Annotated in this window: 13 protein-coding genes; 8 read left to right on the forward strand and 5 right to left on the reverse strand. The window is 35.4% G+C overall.

Features of this window, described 5'->3' with window-relative positions:
* Positions 1 to 10: 10 nt before the first annotated feature.
* The 4 genes from BZG02_RS05770 to folP form a co-directional block, all read right to left on the reverse strand.
* On the reverse strand, positions 11 to 2,488 hold the full coding sequence (locus tag BZG02_RS05770; RefSeq protein ID WP_101260463.1) for a hybrid sensor histidine kinase/response regulator: 2,478 nt from the start codon (positions 2,486 to 2,488) through the stop codon (positions 11 to 13).
* A 185-nt stretch (positions 2,489 to 2,673) separates the two neighbouring features.
* Positions 2,674 to 3,552 carry a TIGR01777 family oxidoreductase gene (locus BZG02_RS05775; RefSeq protein ID WP_101260464.1) on the reverse strand — a complete coding sequence of 293 codons (879 nt, stop codon included), beginning with the start codon at positions 3,550 to 3,552 and terminating at the stop codon, positions 2,674 to 2,676.
* 11 nt (positions 3,553 to 3,563) lie between these two features.
* Entirely contained in the window at positions 3,564 to 4,355 is a 792-nt protein-coding gene (cdaA, locus tag BZG02_RS05780) for a diadenylate cyclase CdaA (protein ID WP_101260465.1), read from the reverse strand.
* Between the two features lie 52 nt (positions 4,356 to 4,407).
* Positions 4,408 to 5,283, reverse strand: a complete 876-nt coding sequence (gene folP, locus BZG02_RS05785; RefSeq protein WP_101260466.1) for a dihydropteroate synthase — start codon at positions 5,281 to 5,283, stop codon at positions 4,408 to 4,410.
* A gap of 100 nt (positions 5,284 to 5,383) precedes the next feature.
* Here folP and BZG02_RS05790 point away from each other — a divergent pair, with 100 nt between their 5' ends.
* From BZG02_RS05790 to BZG02_RS05810, 5 genes are all read left to right on the forward strand, one after another.
* Positions 5,384 to 5,926 (forward strand): DUF1599 domain-containing protein, encoded by a 543-nt coding sequence (locus tag BZG02_RS05790; protein WP_101260467.1) that lies wholly within the window; start codon positions 5,384 to 5,386, stop codon positions 5,924 to 5,926.
* 16 nt (positions 5,927 to 5,942) lie between these two features.
* A complete protein-coding gene (locus BZG02_RS05795) occupies positions 5,943 to 7,196 on the forward strand; it encodes a BT_3928 family protein (RefSeq protein WP_101260468.1) in 1,254 nt (417 codons plus the stop codon).
* On the forward strand, positions 7,193 to 7,948 hold the full coding sequence (gene tpiA / locus BZG02_RS05800) for a triose-phosphate isomerase (protein ID WP_101260469.1): 756 nt from the start codon (positions 7,193 to 7,195) through the stop codon (positions 7,946 to 7,948). The genes BZG02_RS05795 and tpiA overlap by 4 nt, the downstream gene beginning before the upstream one ends.
* Before the next feature lie 103 nt (positions 7,949 to 8,051).
* Positions 8,052 to 8,894, forward strand: a complete 843-nt coding sequence (gene prmA / locus BZG02_RS05805) for a 50S ribosomal protein L11 methyltransferase (protein WP_101260470.1) — start codon at positions 8,052 to 8,054, stop codon at positions 8,892 to 8,894.
* Between the two features lie 227 nt (positions 8,895 to 9,121).
* Positions 9,122 to 13,597: a hypothetical protein gene (locus BZG02_RS05810; protein ID WP_101260471.1), complete on the forward strand. Its 4,476-nt coding sequence runs from the start codon at positions 9,122 to 9,124 to the stop codon at positions 13,595 to 13,597.
* Positions 13,598 to 13,631: 34 nt separating this feature from the next.
* Here the strand turns inward: BZG02_RS05810 and BZG02_RS05815 are convergent, their stop codons facing one another.
* Positions 13,632 to 13,829, reverse strand: coding sequence for a YwbE family protein (locus tag BZG02_RS05815; protein WP_101260472.1), 198 nt, complete (start codon positions 13,827 to 13,829; stop codon positions 13,632 to 13,634).
* Positions 13,830 to 14,097: 268 nt separating this feature from the next.
* Here BZG02_RS05815 and BZG02_RS05820 point away from each other — a divergent pair, with 268 nt between their 5' ends.
* The 3 genes from BZG02_RS05820 to ppk1 all read left to right on the forward strand — a co-directional run bounded on the left by BZG02_RS05820 (position 14,098) and on the right by ppk1 (position 18,192).
* Positions 14,098 to 15,216 (forward strand): aldose epimerase family protein, encoded by a 1,119-nt coding sequence (locus BZG02_RS05820; protein WP_101260473.1) that lies wholly within the window; start codon positions 14,098 to 14,100, stop codon positions 15,214 to 15,216.
* 267 nt (positions 15,217 to 15,483) lie between these two features.
* Positions 15,484 to 15,951 carry a hypothetical protein gene (locus BZG02_RS05825; protein ID WP_101260474.1) on the forward strand — a complete coding sequence of 156 codons (468 nt, stop codon included), beginning with the start codon at positions 15,484 to 15,486 and terminating at the stop codon, positions 15,949 to 15,951.
* A 138-nt stretch (positions 15,952 to 16,089) separates the two neighbouring features.
* The gene (ppk1, locus tag BZG02_RS05830) at positions 16,090 to 18,192 is read left to right on the forward strand and encodes a polyphosphate kinase 1 (protein ID WP_101260475.1); all 2,103 of its coding nucleotides are present in this window, start codon (positions 16,090 to 16,092) and stop codon (positions 18,190 to 18,192) included.
* Positions 18,193 to 18,195 lie beyond the last annotated feature (3 nt).

Consider the following 18,195-nt stretch of genomic DNA (forward strand, 5'->3'; position numbering starts at 1 on the left):
AGAGAGGTCTTTACTGTAGATTGATTACTTTTAAATTGCCTTGCTTTTCTAAATTTTCGAATTCTAATGGTAAAATCAATTTCATTTCGGTGTATTCATTTTTTAAACTACTAACGGTTATTTGTCCATTCATTTTCTGTACAATGCCCTTACTAATATACAAGCCAAGCCCTGAACCAATACCTGATTGCTTCGTGGAAAAAAACGGCTCAAAAATATAGTTGAGATTATCCGGATCTATGCCACAACCATTATCCTTAATAGCTATTACAACATTTTCATTCGCCAAATCAGCAGTGATCTTTATCCATTCATCCTGCGATTTTGAACTTGATGTTGAATATTGAGACTCAATAGATTCGTAAGCATTATTTAATAAATCAACAATAACCTTCTGAAGCTTGTGCTTACAACCCCTCACATACAAACCTTCGGAACATGTATTAACCGAAATTTGAACGGCACTTGTTTTATATTGATTTTTAACCAAGTTTAAAGAATCGTTAAGAAGCCCCTTTATATCTATTTGTTCCTGAGAATTTTCCTTTTGTGAAGAGTTATAAATTCCTATTTGCGACAAGTACTTCTTGATGCGATCTATATCGGTAAACACTTGTGAACACTTTTCACGAATATACTCCTCATCGATTTTTTTCATGGATAAACGCAGAAGAATATTATCCATAATCATGGATATCCCTGTTAATGGTTGATTAATTTCATTCACCATAGAACTAGCTAACTTCCCAAGCGATTCTAATTCCGATTTCTTCAAAAGCAACTGACGATGAAAATCATTAATTTTCAGCTCCTTTTCCACTTTCTCTTTTAATTTGTTGGTTTTATCCTCAAATTCTTGTTCCTGACGTTTTAATCCAGTTATAATATCCTTATAGTCCGTGGAATCATTCCCAACATCTCCATTGGTAACAATCTCCATCATAATACCTCTTACCCCTTTTTCATTATTCGCAAAAGTAGAGTGTGCCACTAAAACAATACGCCTTAAACTATGTTTTTTAGTAACAATCGATAATAATTCGAAGGCAAAACCTTTTTGTGTGGCAGATAAATTCAATATTTTTTTAATTTTCTTACTATCCTCCCCTTTAAAAAATTGCGTAAACTTTTCACCTTTGGCATTTTTTAATTCTTGGCACTCTAAAAATTTGCAGGCATAATCATTTAAATAGCTTATCTGATTTTTTGCATTTAATTCGAAAATCGCCTTATCGCTATACGCATCATTTTCCAGACTTAAACTCTCTTTAAAACTTAATTCCAAAGCTTTTTTCTGAGAAATATCAGCAACTAAACCGTAAATATTAAAAACTTTTTCAATCTCGAGGTACTTGCAATACATTTCAATTTTGAAATATTTTACCTTCCCATTCTCGTAAAAATATCGATGTTCAAATTCAATTTTCTGGTTTTTTTCTGGAAGATTCAATAACATTCGTTCTATAGCATCTCTATCTTCAGCATGAGTTCTGGATTTCATTTCCTCAAAAATATCTTCATCTTTTTTTGAAGAAATATTATAGATTCGCATAAACTCATCCGATCCCCGCATAATTTTGGAATAAGAATCCCATTCGAAACTACCTATTTTTGCTTTCTTTTGTACTCTTCTTAAAACGCTCTCCTTCTTAACTAATGAGTCTTTTATTTGCTTCCGCTCCGACACATCTCTACCAATTGCTAAAAAATGGGTATCATCAAATTCTATTTCTTTAAAAATAGTCCATTCCAAGTAGACCATATTTCCGGCAGAATTCACTATCTGTTCTTCAAAAGTTATTCGTTTTTCTTTTCCATTTAGTTTATCTATTCCTTGAATTAATTGGTCGCGTAAAACTAAATTAACCGAAGCTAAAGTGTCGCTAGAAATACCATCTATTGTGTAATTAAAAAAATCGGTAAATGCTTTATTTGCAAACTCGAGTCGTTGCTGACTATCCATTTTCAAAATAAGTTCGGATTGCCCCTCAATAATAGAGCGATAATTGGAAGCAAGATTACGTAAACGACTCTCCAACATATCCTTCTCGTTTAAAGCGAAAGTCAACTTCTTATTCTGCGACTCAATTAATTTTCTATTCGTATAAAGTTCTAGAAAAATAGTAACCTTATTAATAAGAATTGAATTGTTGAACGGTTTCCTTAGAAAGTCAACACCACCACATTTGTAGGCCTTTGCTTCACTTTCTTTGTCCTGAAAAACTGCTGTAAGAAATATAATTGGGGTAGACTTGTTCACCTGACCACTACGAATTTTTTGAGCAAGCAAAAATCCATCCATTTGTGGCATTTGAACATCAAGAATAATAAGCGCATACTCCTTCTTCTCGATATCCTGCAAAGCCTTTATTGGTGATTCAATTAATTCCAAATTAACGTTCAAGATTCCTAACAAGGCCTTTAGTAATTCCAAGTTTTCGGCACGATCGTCTACAATTAATAATTGGGGTGTAGAATCCAATTCCATAGGCTTTGAGTTAGTGGTATGCGCACTTAAAAAGAAAAACCCGAAAGGGCATTATTTCTTTCCTAGTAAGGTTGTTTAATCAAAATTAAAACTAAAGCATTAGAAAATCAACTGTTTTATGATTAAAGGCAAATTAACTTCCTTAGGAATACCTATAAGTACGACCAACTATCCGAAAACGGCTATTAAGAATTTGGCAATTTATTGCCTAATAATGAATTAAGAGTAGTAGATAAAGTAGGAAATTTAAAGGTGAAGCCAGCATTTAAAAGGCGTTTGGGCAGCACTTTTTGACCTGAAAGAAGAACACTTGCTCCTTTCCCAAATAAGACCCGAAGGAAAAAAGCCGGAACAGGTAAAACTGCAGGTCGTTTTAGAATCGAACTAAGTGTTTTGGTGAAATCTGTATTGGTAACTAATTCGGGTGCAGTTAAATTAAAAGTGCCTTCTACCTCCTTATTTAAAATTGCAAACATGTAGGCATTCAAAAGGTCGTTTATGTGTATAAAAGGAAAAGCCTGATGTCCATTTCCCAATTTGCCACCTAAACCGTATCGAAAGATCGGTAATACTTTTTCCAAAGCCCCTCCCTTATTGCTTAAAACAACACCCAACCTAAAAATTACGGTTCGAACCTCCTGCTTCTTAATTTCATTAGCCGCATTTTCCCAATCCTGACAAAGCTCCCCTAAAAAATCGTTCGAATAATTTAAACCGTACTCGTCGTGAATATGTTTGGTATCGTAAATACCAACTGCTGAAGTAGAAATAAAAAGCTTTGGTTTGATCTCCATTAAAGCAATTGCGGCACTCAAATTTTTAGTAGTTGTAATTCGGCTAATCCGCAAAATCTCTTTGTTTTTCGAACTCCAACGACACAATACTGGTGCACCGGAAAGATGAATTATAAGTTCGCACGCATTCATGAATTTAGAAAGCTCCTGAACATTTCCGTAAAGAAGTTTTCTTGGAATTAAAACAATATCAGCATTCAGATCCTCAACTAATTTTTTAATTAAATGAGCGCCTATTAAACCCGATCCTCCACTAATTCCAATTTTCATTTTTCTTGTATTTATAGAATAAAACTTGAGAAATCGCCTTCTAAAAATGTTCGTAACTCATTTGGGGTAATCCTCACCTTAATATTTCCGCCCATTACATAGGAAATATTTCCAGTTTCTTCGGAAACCGTAATCACATGAGAATCGGTTGCTTGAGTCATGCCAATAGCTGCTCGATGCCTTAATCCCAAACTACCTGGAATATTTGTATCATCGGTAACCGGTAAAATACAGCGAGCTGCAAGTATCCTATTATTTGCCCAAATTAGAGCTCCATCGTGAAGAGGCGAATTTTTAAAAAATATTGTTTCGATCAGATTCTTAGAAACTCTTGCTTTTAAAATTTGTCCTGTATCGGCATATGTTTGTAAATCTGTATTTTTTGCAACTACAATTAAAGCTCCTGTTTTTGTTTTTGCCATGTGCTCGCACGCGCTAACAATTGATCGAATTTCAATATCGGGAATCCCTCTTTCGTCTAGAGCAAACCAATTATTCAAATTAAATTTTTGGCTCATATTATATCTAGTTCCAAGTAGTAGAAGAAATCTTCTAATTTCCTGCTGAAATACAATAATTAAGGCAATCACTCCAACCCCTATAAATTGTCCGAGAATACTACTTAATAACTCCATATTAAGAGCTCGAACCAACAACCACATAAGGTAAAAAAGAGATAATCCAACAAATATATTGATGGCAACTGTTCCCTTAATTAGCATGTAAACCTGATAAAGCAAAAAGGCAACAAGTAATATATCCAGAATATCAAAAAGTCCAAGTGTTATAAATGCGGTGGTCATTTTTTATAATTAAATTCAGTATGCTAACAAAATTACAATTTTATTGGACAAATTACTGCAATGAGGAATTGATCTTAGAATACAAATTCACACAATCCACTGCTTCTTTCACATCGTGCACTCTTAATATATTTGCTCCTTTATCAAGCGCTATCATATTTAAGGCAGTAGTTCCATTTAAACTGCTGGAAGGATCCCCTCCTATCAATTTATATATCATCGACTTGCGAGAAACTCCAACTAATATAGGCAAGCTTAATTGATGAAGCTCCTTTAGCTTGGCCATCAACTCGTAATTGTGCTCCAATGTTTTCCCAAATCCAAATCCAGGATCGATGATAATATCCTTTGCCCCAAATTCGTTTAAACTTTTAATTTGCGATCGAAAAAAAGCAACTATTTCGTTTAATAAATGATTGTAAGTTGGATTTTGTTGCATGGTTTGTGGTGTTCCCTTAATATGCATCATGATGTAAGGAACTTGTAATTCTCCAATAAGCGAGAACATATTTGCATCCATAGTTCCTCCCGAAATATCATTTATTATACATGCTCCAAAATCTGTAACAACACTTTTTGCTACTTCGGCCCTAAATGTATCGATGGACAATATTGCATTTGGAAATTCCTTACGAATACAAGTAACTGCCGGAATTAGTCGAAGTAGTTCCTCCTTTGCAACAACATCCGTAGCTCCTGGACGAGTTGAGAAAGCTCCCAGATCAATAATTTCAGCACCTTCGCATAAAATTTGTTCACTTCGTTTTAAGATTGCTGTCTCTGTAAGATAAGATCCTCCATCGTAAAACGAGTCGGGAGTGAGATTCAAAATCCCCATCACCAAAGGCTTTTGGAAATTTATTGATCGATCGCCACACTTAATAGAGAGATTATCGCTGTTAAAACAATTAGTTTTGTAATTTTGCATCACCGATTTTTTTTGAACAAATTCCGAAGCAAAAGTAAAATAAAATACAATGGTTTAAGCTATTTTCTTACTTTTACGAGGGAAATTTCTAAAACAAATTATGAATAAAACAGACCAGCAGTACAATTCGATTATTAAAATCTGTACAGATATCTTCACAAAAAAAATGCACGATTACGGAACCGCTTGGAGAATTCTTCGCCCTAGTTCCATAACCGATCAGATATACATTAAGGCACAACGAATCCGAAGCCTTGAAACCAAAGGAATAAGCAAGATTGAAGATAATATTCGCGATGAATTTATCGGAATTGTAAACTATGCCATTATGGGCATTGTGCAATTAGAACTTGGCCCGTCGGAAGAAGAACTACCTGCTGATAAAGCGCTCGAAATTTACTCAACGCATTTTACGGAGGCAAAAGAATTAATGGAAGCCAAAAATCACGATTACGATGAAGCATGGCGAAGTATGCGGGTTAGCTCGTACACCGATTTAATTCTAATGAAAATTAACCGAACCAAACAAATTGAAGATCTGCAGGGAAAAACTTTAATATCAGAAGGAATTGATGCCAATTATTTCGATATGATTAACTACGCTGTATTTGGTTTGATTAAAATTGAGTTCGAAAACGCTTAAAAAAAATAGCTCTATTATGAAAATAGTTCAGTTTATAAGTCGTCTTATTGTTGGTCTTATTTTTGTCTTTTCAGGATTTGTAAAAGCAGTCGATCCAATGGGATCTACCTTCAAATTCACAGATTATTTCCTAGCTTTTGGCATGGATGCCTTAAAGGAGATTGCCTTTCCTTTAGCAATTCTTTTAGCCGCCCTCGAATTTACAGTAGGAATGGCCTTAATTTTTAACTGTAGAAAGAATATCACTGCTTGGTTAGCCCTGCTGTTCATGCTTTTCTTTACACCACTTACTTTTGTTTTGGCCCTAACTAATCCGGTAACCGATTGTGGTTGTTTTGGCGATGCTTTGGTACTTACAAACTGGGAAACTTTCTGGAAAAACATTGTAATTCTTGCTTTCACTTTGGTAATCTTCTTTAAAAGAAAAGAAGCGGATAATAGTCAAGCAGTATGGGAACAAAATTTACTGATAGGATTTGCCCTTATTGTTTCTTTTGGTATCTCGACCTACTCTTATCGCCATCTACCACTTATCGATTTTAGACCTTATCATATTGGTGCAAATATTTCTGATGGAATGAAAATTCCGGAAGGAGCACCGGCTGACGAATACCGTAGCCTTTTTAGATACGAAAAAGATGGTGTAGTAAAAGAATTTGACGAAAGTAATTATCCTTGGCAGGATACAACCTGGAAATATGTTGATTCTGAGCAAATTAAAATTAAAGAAGGTTATACTCCCCCTATTCATGATTTTACTATCAGTAATGAAATAGATGGAGACATTACCAATATGGTTTTATCAAATAATGGATACACTTTCCTTTTGGTTTCTAAAAATCTTACTGAAATAGACGAAAGTTCTTTGGTTAAAATAAAGGAACTCTCCTTTTTCGCTTTCGAAAATAACATACAACTGGTTGGCTTGACTGCTTCGGGCGATAGAGCTATGCAAGAATTTAAAAATACGAATGAGTTGCCTTTTGAATTTTACAATACCGATGAAATTCAACTAAAAACCATCATCCGTTCGAACCCTGGCTTGGTTTTACTTAAAAATGGAACCATCCTTGATAAATGGCATTTTAGAGATTTCCCGAAAGTAGACCAGTTTCAAGGCGATCTTGCAGCCTACTCTATTACAAAACATCAAACACTAAATATCAATCTATTTATTATTAGTATTACATCAACTTTGCTTTTGCTACTTGTTCTTTTCAGTTGGATAAAAATAAGATTAGCAGCAGCAAAAAACAGATTACGATTATGAGAAAGAAAATTGTTGCAGGAAACTGGAAAATGAACAATACACTGGAAGAAGGTATTGTGTTGGCGGGACAAATCAATGATTTAGTTGAAAAAACTGAGCTTAATGGTGTAGATGTTGTTATTGGTACTCCTTTTATTCACTTAACTGAAGTAAACAAGCTTGTTGGTGATAAAATTGGTGTTGCAGCTCAAAACTGTGCTGATGAAGTTAGCGGAGCCTACACAGGAGAAGTCTCAGCTGCCATGATTAAATCAACTGGTAGTAAATATGTAATTTTAGGTCACTCGGAACGCAGAGAATACTATGGCGAAACCAGTGAAAAATTGGTTAAAAAAGTTGCGCTTAGTCTTCAAAACGGTTTAACTCCAATCTTCTGTTTTGGTGAAGTTTTAGAAGAGCGTCAATCAGAAAAGCATTTTGATGTTGTTAAAAGTCAAATTGCAGAAGGATTATTTCATTTATCACCAGAAGATTTCGGAAAAATTGTGTTGGCTTACGAACCAGTTTGGGCAATTGGAACAGGTGTGACTGCATCTTCGGCTCAGGCACAGGAAATGCACGCATTTATTCGTAAAACTTTAGTTGCTAAATATGGTCAAGAAGTTGCTGATAACACATCTATTCTTTACGGTGGAAGTTGCAAGCCTTCTAATGCCAAAGAATTGTTTGAAAATGCTGATGTAGACGGAGGTCTAATTGGTGGTGCTTCTCTTAATGCAGAAGATTTTATGGGAATTATTACTGCTTTTTAATAGCGTAAACACATACTATTAAAGCCGATACAGCAGTGTCGGCTTTTGTTTTTTGATCAGGATTAAATTAACTTGTTGCCCAGAACTATTTAAGACTCACACGATGGATTATATCGAACTAAAATGCACAATTCAACCATTCTCGGAAGAGATTGCCGAAATAATAATTGCAGAACTTGGCGAATTGGATTACGAAAGTTTTACACAAAGTGAAGATGGTATAGAAGCCTACATACAGGCTCCTCTGTTCGATATGGACGAGGTAAAACAACTTAGTATTAATCACCTTCCAAATGCTCCTTTTAACTTGAGCTATTCGCACAAAACCATTGAGTCGCAAGATTGGAATGCACTTTGGGAATCGAATTTTAGTCCGGTTATTATTTCCGATCAGGTGGTGATTAGAGCCTCTTTTCATACCGACACCCCCAAAGTTCCTTACGATATTGTAATTGATCCAAAAATGTCATTCGGAACCGGACACCACTCCACTACCTCCTTAATGGTTCAAACTATTTTAGAATTAAAATTAGAAGGTAAAAACGTGTTAGATATGGGATGTGGCACCAGCCTACTTGCTATTTTAGCTTCGAAACGAAATGCTGCTAAAGTTGATGCAATCGACATTGACGAATGGCCATACACCAATTCGTTAGAAAACATCAAAAATAATAAGGCCGAAAATGTATCCGTTTTTCTTGGTGATGCTGCTTTACTGGAAGGCAAACAATACGATGTTGTTTTGGCGAATATCAACAGAAATATCCTCATAAATGATATGAAACATTACGTGGCATGTCTTCCTGAAAATGGCGAATTAATTATGAGTGGATTCTACACTGAAGATTTAAAATACATTCAAGAAGAAGCTGAAAAAAACAATTTAAAATATATTAGTCACAAAGTGGCATTAAATTGGGTTGCTGTTCGCTTCACCAAAAAATAAAACACAAACTATTTTGCCGGTACCTGCTATTCCTCATAGAATACAGAGAACCGGCATCTTACTTTTTATAGCATTATGATTTCTTTTTAAGTTGCCATATGAAAATCCTATGCTAGGAATATTCGTCTCAGTTTGTAGACGAATATCTTTAACATAGACGCTTCATATCCCATCAAATTTGTTAAATTGCCTTTGCAAATATATCTACACCCGAAACTTCATTTATAATGAATAAGCTACTCTTTTCCAGCATTCTTTTTTTTGGAATAGCAATTATAAGTCAGGCCGTAAGCGCCCAAAGTATCAAATCATTTTCTCATGATTCCATAGTCTTTCAGGATGAATTCTTAAAGTTTATGGATCATCCTACCAAAAAGAAAGAATTTAAGGAGTTTAAAGAGCAATTTCCTACCTTTTGGTTCTCACCAGAAATGACTAGTGAAAAACGAAGCAATATTTACCAGATATGCGACATCTTTCTAAACAAAAAAGCAAGGTCGTTTCCTGATTTTTATAACTATTTTGAAACGCTGATGCTGTTTCAGCAACAAAACCGCGACCAAAAGGATTATTCCAGTTGGGAAAAAGGTTTGTTGCTTCAGATGAGCGATCGAAAAAACAAACTAAGCGCGACCCAAGACTTTCTTATTCAGACCCAAAATCTTTTAAGAGATACCATACTTCACGAATCGTACGCCACCAAATGGAAATGTGAAAATGCTAATTTCAAATTCCTATTCGATAAAGAATTAACCATTCAGTTCGATAAGGCCGACTTATATTGTATTGCTCAACGCGATAGCTCTTGTATTTACAGTACGAGTGGAATTTATCATCCATTTGAAAAAATTTGGAAAGGGAAAAAAGGAAAAGTAACTTGGACCAGAGCAGGTAAAAGTAGTGCCGATGAATATGCAACATTCGATTCGTATTCTGTCGACACCGAAAAATCCTCCTTTCAGGTGGATACTGTTAGCTATTACAACAAAGAACTATTCGACTCTAAAATAGAGGGCAGTCTTTCGGAGAAAATGAACTCTGTAAAAGATCCTGCCTTGGCTATTTATCCTCGTTTCGAATCGTTCGGAAAAGAAATAGAGATTAAAAACTTATTCACAAATTTAAATTACAAAGGAGGCATTGCCATTCATGGTGCAAAATTCCTTGGTAAAGGAAGTCCTGAATTTCCTTCAGTGATTGAACTATCCAGACACGACACCTTGTTTTTACGAGCACGCTCGGAACACTTTTCGTTCAATAACAATCGGGTGGTTGGAAAAGATACCGAAATTGAAATTCTAATCGACACTTGCCAAATTTATCATCCTGGTTTATTGTTTCAATATTATCCCGACAAAAAAGAAGTCAATTTAATTCGCGATGGAGAAGGAATTGCTTTGAGTCCCTACTTTAACACCTACCACAATATAATTATGGATTTTGGGATGTTGATATGGAATATGGACGAAAATTTAATGCACTTTGGAAGCATGAAAGGTGCTACCAGTAGACAGGCTCACTTTGAGTCGATGAACTATTTTAGTTTGAACCGATTCATGAAAATACAGGGCATGGATCAGGAAAACCCACTGGTATCGCTTCGCAAATATGCCGATTACTGCTACGTAGAAACATTTACGGCCATGGAATATGCTAACTTTATTAAAAAGCCAGTGAACCAAGTGCGCCAACAAATTATTGGCTTATCGTTTCAAGGCTTTGTTATTTACGACCGAAATACCGATGAAGTTAGCTTACAACAACGCCTTACCGATTACATTAAATCGGGAATGGGACGACAGGATTACGATGTAATTCGATTTACCACCCAAACCGAAAATAACGAAGATGATGCTACCCTACGAATGGGAAGTTTTAATTTAGATATTAATGGAGTAAAACATATTGCAGTAAGCGATTCTCAGAACGTGGTAATTTTCCCCAAGCATCAGAAAATTACTCTTAAAAAGAATCGTGACTTCCAGTTCGACGGAAAAATTATGGCCGGATTGCTGGATATGTATGGCAAAGACTTTAATTTCTCGTACGAAAAATTCAAAATTGATCTCGACCTAATTGACTCCCTACAAATAAATATTGTAAACGACTCGCTTTCTACCTACGGAAGAAGATACACAACCCAACTGGGAAGCGTATTGGAGAAAATTACCGGGAACTTATTAATCGATGATCCCAATAATAAATCGGGAATGAATAACTACGATGAATATCCTATTTTTAATAGCTCTGATTCGTGTTTCGTGTACTACGACAGCAAAAAGATTCAGGACGGAGTTTACAAAAAAGAGGAATTCTATTTCAAAGTAGACCCCTACACCATCAACAATATAAACGACTTTAAAAAAGAAGATATTTCGTTAAAAGGGGAATTTGTTTCCGACAGTATATTCCCAACATTTCGTGAAACACTTAGTATTAATGACGATAATTCGTTAGGATTTTACCACCTAACTCCTGCAACAGGATTTTCCGCTTACGGAAAAGGAACTTTTACCGATACCATACACCTTTCGAATGAAGGCTTAATTGGCAACGGAGTACTAAACTATCTCAGCTCGACTACAAAATCGAAAAATTTTGTGTTTAGACCAGAAGTAATGACTACCCAAGCCGAAAGTTTCGAATTAAAAGAACTTGCTTCTCAAATGAATAATCCAGAAGTAAATGGCGAGAAAATTTTCGAGACATGGTATCCTTACAAGGAAGAACTTTACGTGAAAAGTACTGCCTTGCCTATTGATATGTACAAAAAACTAGCAACATTAGCCGGAACCCTAAAAATTACTCCGAAAGAAATTACTGGCGTTGGCGATATGGAATTGGTGAATGCAGAACTTCAGTCGGATTATTTTACCTACACACCAAAAACCATTATAGCAGATACTGCTAGCTTTAAACTCAAAAATACCGATGCAGAAGGTTATGCCTTCGAAAGTACGGATGTAAAAGCACTTATCGACTTTAGAAACCGAACCGGACAATTTACGAGCACTACCGAAGGAAGTATTAGTGAGTTCCCATCGAACAAATATATCGCTTACATCAATAGCTTTGGTTGGGAAATGGATAAGCAGGAACTACTGTTTGGTAGCGAGAGCGAGACTACCCTAGCCAGCTTGTGGGAACAAAATAAAATGGAAACATTGCCTGAAACAGCCTATACCAAGTTAATATCGACTAGTATCAAACAAGATTCCTTAAGCTTTTTTACGCCTTTGGCCAGATACAGCTCCATCGAACATACCATTAAAGCAAAATACGTAAGCGATTTAGCGGTTGCCGATGCAAAAATTTATCCCGACAAAGGAGAGGTAAACATCGAAAACGAGGGATTAATGCAAACACTTCGCAACTCGAAAGTGCTTGCCGATACCATTAACTCCTATCATAACATCTTTAATGCTACAATTAATGTTCATGGTAAAAATTCCTATTCCGGATCGGGTAGCTATACGTATTTTGATGCCGACGATAAGGAGCAGGATCTGGTTTTTGATGTGATTGATGTGGATAGCTTGGGGCAAACCATTGCCATGGGGAATTTACCGGAAGAAGAATCGTTTAGCTTGAGTCCCGATTTTGACTACAAAGGCAAAGTGAAACTCGAAGCTCGCGAAAAATCGCTTTTTTTTAATGGGCAGACAAAAATTCACAACCATTGTGAAAGTATCGACGACAATTGGCTGGAGTTTAATTCACAAATTGATCCGAAAGAAATCTATATTCCTGTTGAATTATACGTTACCGACGATGAGAGTTTGAAGCTTTACAATAGCTTTTTCTTAACGAACGATTCCATTCATATTTATTCGTCGTTTTTATCGCGCAGAATTTTTTATACCGATAACGTGCTACTCGAAGCAAAAGGTTTTCTTACCTACAAACCAAATTTGCAAGCCTATCAAATTGCACCAAAAGATAAACTAAAAGATTTAGACGCAAGTGGAAGTATTCTTTCCTTTTATCAGGGAAACTGTAATATGAGAGGCGAAGGACTAATTAATTTGGGTGCCGAATTAGGACAGATAAAACAAATTGCTTCGGGAGCCATCGAGCACAATTTAGCGAGCGATATTGTGACTTTGGATTTAATTTTTGGGGTAGATTATTTCATGAACGATCAAGCGATGAAAATTATGGAAAATGCTTTTATGCAAGCCAATTTAAAACGTACGAATATTAATAAACAAGATTACACCCGTAAATTAGCCGAAATAATGGGGCGCAAAAAGGCCGAATTAGCAGTTCGAGAAATGGACGACTATGGTACTTTTAAAAGTTTACCTAACGAACTTTTGCATACTATTTATTTCAATAATCTTGATTTTATTTGGAATAAAGAAACCAAAGCATATCAATCTATTGGCGAAATAGGAATTGGAAATATTAACGACAAACAAATTAATAAAAGCATAAAAGGAAAAATAGAGCTGGACAAAAAACGAAGTGGCAACCGATTAACAATGTATTTGGAAATTGATAATTCTACTTGGTTTTATTTTGAATATCACCATGGGGTGATGTTTGTGCGCTCATCGAACGAAGAGTTTAATACGCTTATTCACGAAAGCAAGGAGGACAAACGCGAATTTAAAGATCCATTGAAGAAAAATCCGTATTCCTATATCATCTGTCCGCGTTCTCAAAAAACAAAATTCCTGAAAGAATTTAATATGGAATAAAATAGTAGGGGCGCAATATTTTGCGCCCCAATTCTTATTCTACGATTTCTTTTACTCGTCCCACCTGTCCATCTTCCAACATCACTTTAATACCATGAGGATGCATGTGCGAATTGGTTAGCAAATTTTTCACAACCCCTTCGGTTAGTTTTCCTGATCGCTGATCGGCTTTTAATACAATTCGAACCACCAAGCCTGGGTGTATATCTGCTCTTTTCGTTCCGTCTTTCATTTCTATATTTTTAAGTACATTAATTTCTTTATAGCACTGCCCTGTAAATGTAAAGCCTTTTTACGGATTATTACCTCACCAATTGGAAAATCCCCGAGCTAAAACAGGTAGCAATAAATGTTTATTACCTTATCCTTGCTACTTGATACCTGATACTTGGAGCTTGCTCCTTGAATATTGCAATTATCATAAAGGATGTTTACTTTAGCAATTCGCAAATTTTACTTTAGCACACAACATCTTCGAAGCAAGAATTTTAAAATATCACATGAAAAAATATAGTTTCCTACTTAGCCTCTTCATTCTACTTATCGCTTGTAAAAAACACAGCACTACAATAGCACTTATCCCCAAAAATAAGTTCGAAACAAAAATTGGAACAAAACAAGTTTCCTTATACAACCTAAAGAATCAAAAAGGAATGACTTGTCAGATTACCAATTTTGGAGCCCGTGTAGTTAGTTTATGGGTAAAAGATAAAAATGACATATTTACGGATATTGTTTTAGGATACGATAGCATTGAAGACTATCAAAAACCCGGTGCCAACTACATTGGAGCTACCATAGGCCGATATGCAAACAGAATTGCTGCAGGTAAATTTACCCTGAACGACAGTACCTATATTCTAGCTAAAAATAACGGAGAAAATCATGCTCATGGAGGAGTAAAAGGATTCAACAATGTAGTTTGGGATGCGAATCAATTATCCGAATCGGAACTACAACTCACCTATTTCTCGCCCGATGGCGAAGAAGGATATCCAGGAAATCTTACGGTTTCCCTACTCTACTCACTTAGCGAAGCAAACGAGCTAAAAATATCCTATACTGCAACTTGCGATCAAGAAACCCCAATTAATCTCACCCATCATTCCTTTTTTAATTTGAATGGTGCTGGCGCTGGCGAAATTACCGATCACCTGCTAAGTATGCCTGCAACAAAATATATTCCGATAACAGAAGATGCACTACCAACCGGTGAAATTCTGCCAGTACTAAACACACCATTCGATTTTACAGCAACCAAAACCATTGGAAAACACATTGGGGCAAATTCGGAGCAATTAGTTTTCGGACATGGATACGATCATTGTTTTGTGTTAGAAGCAACAGGCGTAAAATTGGCGGCCAAACTAGAAGCTCCATCGGGCATTTGTATGGAAGTATATACCAGCGAACCAGGAATACAACTTTATACCGGCAACTTTTTGAACGGAGCAATTCATATTGGAAAAGGAGCAAAACATTACGAACGAAGAACAGCACTTTGTTTGGAAGCACAACACTATCCCAATAGTCCGAACCAAGCTAATTTTCCAAGCACCATTCTTAAACCAGGAACCACCTATCAATCTACTACTAATTATAAGTTTGGAAATAAATAAATAAATAAAAGATTATCGAAACAGCGTTAAATCCATTTAAAACATAATGAGAGGGATTTATTTTGCAATTAAAAAACTACAAATAAACTGAACTATCTATTATATAAACAACAACACAAATATTACAAGCATAAAATTAAATTATGTGGTTAAATAAAAAAGTGATACTTTCGTAAGGAATACTACATAAATCTCTTCTCTGCTATAAATAAAATAGCTACAGACTACTATTTAAAATTTATTTACCATTTAAAAACGTAAAAAGTAATGACTACTACTAATTTACAGACTGTTAAAGCGAAGTACTCCATTAACGGTCAAATCATTTTTTCTTATACCAAACTTCGTTTTCAAAAAGACCTACAAGGCTTTGTCGTTCCCATTATTATTATTCCCATTTTATTTATTTCGACCCTTTTAAACTTTTACAGTGCTTACCGCGACCAAGACATTTACGAAATTATTTTTTTCGTGAGTATTTTGGTTAGCAGTATTGTGTTTACACTTATTGTATTCGCACAATACAAAGTAGCTAAAACCATGGATGGTAAAGAGTTTGACTTTCGCGATATAAAAATGATACGTATTCGCGAATCGAGAAACATTGCCAAATTAGCCTTCGAGTTTACCAATGGCCAAAAGCACAAAATGTCGATAAAAAAAGACGAAGCCTATTCCGATTTTTTCAAGAACTTAAACTATGCCAACGTAAGCATTTCCACAACAAAAAGTTAAAAAGGCAAAACTAAATTATTCCAACTTAAATCATCTATTCTCCAAATTACCTTGTATTTGCTGCGATTGATTGCTGTGGAAACAAAAAATTGATTAATTTTATCTAAATAGATCAAACATTCCATAGTCAATCATCATATGTATAATTATCAGTTTCTAAATAGAGATTTAAGTTGGTTATCCTTTAATAAAAGAGTACTACAGGAGGCGTCGAATAAGGCCTTACCTCTATACGAGAGAATCAAATTTTTAGCCATCTACTCCTCCAACCTCGATGAATTTTATCGGGTGCGTTTGGGTACCTACAAACGATTTACCGAGCTTGACCCGGTAGATAAGGATGTTTTAAGAGAGAATCCCGATGCAATATTGAAAAATATCAACGCCGAGGTCGATCGTCAGCAAAACGAATTTGGAACTATTTTTACACAGGAAATAATCCCTGCACTGGAAATGGAAGATATTATTCTGATACGAGATCAAACCTTAAGCGAAGAACATCATCAATTCGTGAAAGATTTTTTTCTAGACAATTTATTGCCTCATGTGCAACCCATACTTCTATTAAAAAAGCAGATTCAACCTTTTCTTCAAAACAACGTAATTTATATTGCGGTGAAATTGTTTAAGAAAAGCAAAGAAGAAGGTACTCCAAAAGCTCGTCGTGCCCGATACGCCATTATAAAAGTTCCCAGTCATCGATTTCCTCGCTTTATAGAGTTGCCCGATGATGATGGTAAACATTTTATCATGTTTCTGGATGACATCATTAAATTGCGAATGAAGTTGCTATTTCCTGGTTATAAAATAGATTGTAGCTATAGTTTTAAACTAAGTCGCGATGCCGATTTATTGATTGAAGATGAGTATTCGGGCGATTTAATTAAAATGATTGAGAACAGTTTAAAAAAACGGGAAACAGGTTCTCCATCGCGTTTTTTATACGATGCCAAGATACCAAAGGACTTTCTGAAATTTTTAAAAGACTCTTTTAACCTGCAAAATAACGACATGGTGAAAGGAGCCCGATACCATAACTTTCAGGATTTTTTCGCTTTTCCAAATCCAAAATTTCCGGAACTGGAACAGGAAGCTTTTCATCCCTTAAAAGTGGATGTTTTGCATACAAACAAATCCGTTTTTAAAAGTATTCGATTAAAAGATCAGATTCTTCATTTTCCGTATCAGTCGTACGAATACGTAATTCGCTTTTTAAACGAAGCTGCTGTTGATCCGAAAGTATTCGAAATTAAAGCAACTCAATATCGGGTTGCCGATAATTCGGCAGTGGTAAATGCTTTAATTAATGCTGCTCTAAATGGAAAAAAAGTAACTGTTTTTGTAGAAGTGAAAGCTCGTTTCGACGAGGAAGCGAATCTTCGATCGGCAAGTGAAATGCGAAAAGCGGGTGTAAAAATTATTGACAGCATTCCAGGTTTAAAAGTGCATGCGAAACTGGCTTTGGTACTACGCAAAGGCGACAAAAAAGATTACGCCTTTTTAAGTACCGGAAATTTTAACGAAAAAACAGCCAAAATATATACCGATCATGGTTTACTAACCTCCGATGAGGTAATGATTACCGAACTGAAACAACTTTTCGATTATCTGGAAAATCAGACCGAAGGATACGAATTTAAAAAGCTTTTGGTAGGACGATTTAATTTGCGAAGAAGTTTAATTGAACTGATTGATCAGGAAATTCAGAACGTAAAAAATGGAAACAAAGGCTATATTATTCTGAAAATGAATGGTCTTCAGGAGAGAGATATGATTTCTAAACTGTATGAGGCTAGCGAAAAAGGAGTGAAAATAGACCTTATTATTCGAGGAATTTGTTGCTTAAAACCCAACAAAACTTACGCAAAAAATATTCGGATTATTCGTATTGTCGATCAGTTTTTGGAACACGGAAGAATTTTCTATTTTCACAATTTAGGAGAAGACCTGCTATACCTTTCTTCGGCCGATTGGATGAATAGAAATTTGCACCGACGAATTGAGTGTGCTTTTCCTATTCAGGATAAAAAGATAAAAAAGGAGATAATTGACCTATTAAATATTCAATTAAAGGACAATGTAAGCGCCCGACTTTTAGATGGGAAATTGAATAACTTACCCATATTAAGCAATGGAAAAATGAAGGACATTCAATCGCAACAAGAAATTTTCCGCTATTTAAATAAAAAAGAACTGGCGAATCAAACTAGAAAACTTAAAGCGAAAAAAAAGACGGAATAATTA

This window comes from Labilibaculum filiforme (genome assembly GCF_002843315.1).
Lineage (GTDB): Bacteria > Bacteroidota > Bacteroidia > Bacteroidales > Marinifilaceae > Labilibaculum > Labilibaculum filiforme.

What these genes read in the sequence shown, in the direction of transcription:
- BZG02_RS05770 (WP_101260463.1), bottom strand. Translation starts at nt 2,488, where the DNA reads ATGGAATTGGATTCTACACCCCAATTATTAATTGTAGACGATCGTGCC.
- BZG02_RS05775 (WP_101260464.1), bottom strand. Translation starts at nt 3,552, where the DNA reads ATGAAAATTGGAATTAGTGGAGGATCGGGTTTAATAGGCGCTCATTTA.
- cdaA (WP_101260465.1), bottom strand. Translation starts at nt 4,355, where the DNA reads ATGACCACCGCATTTATAACACTTGGACTTTTTGATATTCTGGATATA.
- folP (WP_101260466.1), bottom strand. Translation starts at nt 5,283, where the DNA reads ATGCAAAATTACAAAACTAATTGTTTTAACAGCGATAATCTCTCTATT.
- BZG02_RS05790 (WP_101260467.1), top strand. Translation starts at nt 5,384, where the DNA reads ATGAATAAAACAGACCAGCAGTACAATTCGATTATTAAAATCTGTACA.
- BZG02_RS05795 (WP_101260468.1), top strand. Translation starts at nt 5,943, where the DNA reads ATGAAAATAGTTCAGTTTATAAGTCGTCTTATTGTTGGTCTTATTTTT.
- tpiA (WP_101260469.1), top strand. Translation starts at nt 7,193, where the DNA reads ATGAGAAAGAAAATTGTTGCAGGAAACTGGAAAATGAACAATACACTG.
- prmA (WP_101260470.1), top strand. Translation starts at nt 8,052, where the DNA reads ATGGATTATATCGAACTAAAATGCACAATTCAACCATTCTCGGAAGAG.
- BZG02_RS05810 (WP_101260471.1), top strand. Translation starts at nt 9,122, where the DNA reads ATGAATAAGCTACTCTTTTCCAGCATTCTTTTTTTTGGAATAGCAATT.
- BZG02_RS05815 (WP_101260472.1), bottom strand. Translation starts at nt 13,829, where the DNA reads ATGAAAGACGGAACGAAAAGAGCAGATATACACCCAGGCTTGGTGGTT.
- BZG02_RS05820 (WP_101260473.1), top strand. Translation starts at nt 14,098, where the DNA reads ATGAAAAAATATAGTTTCCTACTTAGCCTCTTCATTCTACTTATCGCT.
- BZG02_RS05825 (WP_101260474.1), top strand. Translation starts at nt 15,484, where the DNA reads ATGACTACTACTAATTTACAGACTGTTAAAGCGAAGTACTCCATTAAC.
- ppk1 (WP_101260475.1), top strand. Translation starts at nt 16,090, where the DNA reads ATGTATAATTATCAGTTTCTAAATAGAGATTTAAGTTGGTTATCCTTT.